This is a genomic window from Actinokineospora sp. NBRC 105648, assembly GCF_030269645.1.
In the GTDB taxonomy this organism is placed as follows: domain Bacteria; phylum Actinomycetota; class Actinomycetes; order Mycobacteriales; family Pseudonocardiaceae; genus Actinokineospora.
Genome location: NZ_BSTR01000098.1, coordinates 1 through 3,561, shown reverse-complemented (window position 1 = coordinate 3,561; position 3,561 = coordinate 1). Strand labels below are relative to the sequence as shown.

Annotated in this window: 2 protein-coding genes; both read left to right on the top strand. The window is 70.0% G+C overall.

Annotation, left to right across the window (positions count from 1 at the left end):
• The first annotated feature begins 432 nt into the window (after window positions 1-432).
• Window positions 433-1,923, top strand: a complete 1,491-nt coding sequence (locus QSK30_RS36500) for a serine/threonine-protein kinase (RefSeq protein WP_285509987.1) — start codon at window positions 433-435, stop codon at window positions 1,921-1,923.
• 44 nt (window positions 1,924-1,967) lie between these two features.
• A complete protein-coding gene (locus QSK30_RS36495; protein WP_285509986.1) occupies window positions 1,968-2,933 on the top strand; it encodes a sensor histidine kinase in 966 nt (321 codons plus the stop codon).
• Window positions 2,934-3,561 lie beyond the last annotated feature (628 nt).

Below are 3,561 nucleotides of genomic sequence, written 5' to 3'. Positions count from 1 at the left end.
GGGGCCCCTAGAGCACCGCGGTGGAGAGAAAAGGGCAGGGTAAGGGCATCCCCACCCACGGCAAGTTTAGCGGCACTCTCCCCCCACACGAAGCGAGTCCACCAGATCGAGCATCCGTAGCGGGACTTGCGTTCCAGCGGGGTCGGCCTATCCGCTGCGGGTGGGTGGGTGGTGGCGGGCGGGTCCATGGCTGGGCTTCGGTGCCAGCGGGGTCGGCTTCACCGCTGCGGTACCAGCGGGGTCGGCCCCACCGCTGCGGTTTGATGGGGGGCGGGATTCACCGCTGGGCATGGCTGAGTGGGCGGACTAACCGGGTAGAGAGGGTGAGTGGATGAATGATCTGATGGGCTGTTTGCCGTAGATGATTGAGCCTCTTGGTCTAGTACTGTCTGGCCCTGTTTCAACCGCTCTCGTTCGGGTAACCACTATCGAGTGACTGAGCGACTGGTGTCCGGGCGGTACCGCCTGATCGAGCCGCTGGGCGCGGGTGGGATGGGCGAGGTCTGGCAGGCCTACGACGAACGCCTGCACCGGACCGTCGCCGTGAAGCTTGTGCGGACGCCGGTCGGCCCACTGGCGGAAGAGGTGACCCGACAGGCCTTGCGCGAGGCGCGCATTGCCGCCCGGTTGCAGCACCCGCACGCCATCACTGTCTATGACGTCGCGGAGGATGACGGGCAGCCGTACCTCGTCATGGAGTATCTGCCCTCGACCAACCTGTCCGCGGTGCTAGTCGAACGCGGGACGTTGCCGGTCGAGGAGGCGGCTCGGGTTGGCGCGGACGTCGCTGCGGCGCTGGCCGCCGCGCATGAGGCGGGGATCGTGCACCGGGATGTCAAGCCGGGCAACATCTTGCTGGGCCGCGACGGTCCGGTCAAGATCACCGACTTCGGGATCTCGCGACTCGTTGAGGACACGACGCTGACCGCCACTGGCGCCGTGCGCGGCACACCCGCGTACCTGGCGCCCGAGGTGGCCCGGGGCGAGCGGGCGACCTTCGCCGCTGATGTCTTCTCCCTCGGCGCGACGCTGTACACGGCAGTCGAGGGTTCGCCGCCGTTCGGCAAGGACGAGAACGCGATCGCGTTGCTGTACCGGGTCTCCACCGCGGAGATACCCCCGCCCGAGCGGGCGGGGGCGATCACGTCGATCCTCACCAGCATGCTGGCCGCCGACCCGGCGGCGCGGCCGACCATGGCCGAGGTGCGCGACGCCCTGGGCGGCGATCTCGATGGTCTCGCGGTCACCGAGGTGATGGTGCCCGCGACCCTGGTCGAACCGACCAAGCGGGTCGAGGCGGTGGCGCTGCCGGTCGACCAGCCGGAGCCCGTCCGAGAACCCCGACGGGCGCGGCCCGTGCTGGTCGTGGCCGTTGTGGTGCTCGCGCTGTTGGTGGCGGGAACCGTATTCCTGTTGTCCCGCAAGGGGAATGAAGAGCAGCCGGGAGTGGCTGCGCCCGCCGTCACAACCACTACGAACGCCGCGCCGCCGCCGAGCGACCCGCCGTCCGCCTCGGCCGAACCGACCACCGAACCGACGACCACGCAGCCCCCGGTGACCACCACGACCGAGGCGCCCGCGCCACCGCCGCCCGCGCCCGCACCCGTGACCAAGGAAGCGGCGGTGAGCGACTACTACGCGCTGATGCCGGACGGCGTGGACCAGGGCTGGACGCGGTTGACCGAGCGCTTCCAGCGGAGTCCCGCCGGTGGGTTCGCCGGCTACCAGCGGTTCTGGGCCGGCGTGCGGACCGTGCGCGTGTCCGAGGTCGCGGCGGCCGGGGGCGACAGCGTGGAGACCACCGTCGACTACGTGTTCAGCGACGGCCGGGCGGTCCGGGAACGGCACCGTTACGCGCTGGTGAACCAGGGTGGACAGTGGAAGATCGACCAGGTGGCGGTCCTGAGCAGCCGTACCGGGTGAGCTCGTCGGACAGGTACCGTGGCCCGGTGCGACAGCGTGACCGAGTGCGACCGCGCGATCACGGCGACCAAGCCGCGGACGCGGTGCTGACAGCGGTCGCGGAGCTCGTGGCCGAACGCGGACCACGACCCGCCGCGGTCGCCGAGGCCATCGGGACGGCGCTGGGCGTCGAGGAGTGCGTGCTCACCATCGACGGCCAACAGCACACCTGGGGCACCGGGACCGGTACGACTGCCCGTGCCGCGATCGGCCTGGACGCCGCGATCTCGGTGCGCCCGCCACGGTCCCGCCTGGGCGCGGTGGCCCGCGAACTGATCCCGGTGATCGACCTGGTGCGGCTCGGGCTGGCCGTGGACGAGCTGCGCGCGACCGGCCACCGCGCCACCGCCGAACTGGCCGACGGCCGCTGGCGCGCCGCGGCCGAGATGGACACCGAACGCCGCCGGGTCGAACGCGACCTGCACGACGGCACCCAACACCACCTGGTCGCCCTGCGCATCGCCGTCGCCCTCGCCGACCACGCCGCGAGCACCGCACCAGACTCACTGCCCACCCACGTCGCGGGCCTCACCGAGCGACTGGCCGCTGCCGAGGAGACCCTCGTGCGCACTGCGGCCGGGGTGCTGCCGGTCGCCTTGGTGGCCGACGGACTCGTCGCCGCACTGGACGCCGAACTGGGCACACACGACGACGTGCGACTGGACCTGGCCGACGACCTCCCCCGCTACCCGGTCCCAGTGGAGACCGCGGTGTACTTCGTGTGCCTGGAAGCGGTGAACAACGCGCACAAGCACGCGGTGGGCGCCGCCATCGAGGTGCGACTGGCCGAGACCGACGAAGGTCTGGCGTTCGCGGTGCGCGACGACGGCCCGGGCTTCGAGGGCCCCGGAGACGGCGCGGGCCTGCTGAACCTGACCAGCCGAGTCACCGCCATCGGCGGCACCCTGCGCGTGGCATCGGCACTAGGCGAGGGCACCACGATCGAGGGCTTCGTCCCGGCAGAGGTATGAGGTGTGACGACCTGAACCCACGCCAGGCAAGCAGGAACTGAACGGCAGTGGCGCACACCGCCCACCTGGCGCCGCGCTGGACCGCAAAGGTCTACGCGATGTTCGCCCGCTCGACGACATCGGTCTCACTCCCATTGCGACACGGCGCGCGACACGCCCTGACCGCTCCCCCACGAACCAGCGCACGGCATCCGGATCCTCGTGACTCCCCTGATCTCTGCCGTTCCCCGCGATCTCTGTCGTTCCCCGCGGTTTCCCTTCGCACTAAAGCCGCTGTCCACCAAACAGGCACCAACTCCGCCACCTGCTCGATGGGCTGAAGTGGCTTTGTTTGGGGAGAAAGGAGGCGCTAGCCTGGCCCCGGCGTGGGTGATCCCTTCCCCACCCGCTTCACCCCGGCGCCTCTTTTCTTAGGGGCCCCAAACAAAGCCACTTCAGCCCATCGAGCACCCCCGCCCAAACCTGCTACACGGGCGGCAAAGCGCCGGCGCCGGACACCCACCTAGGGCCTGTATCGAAGTTGCTGTGACTGCCTGACCTGGATTTTGGCGTTGTCGGGTGTGTCGGTGATCAAGAATGGGCGAGGTCTCCGGTAAAGGGTTCGTCGACCAAGAAGAACCTGAACACC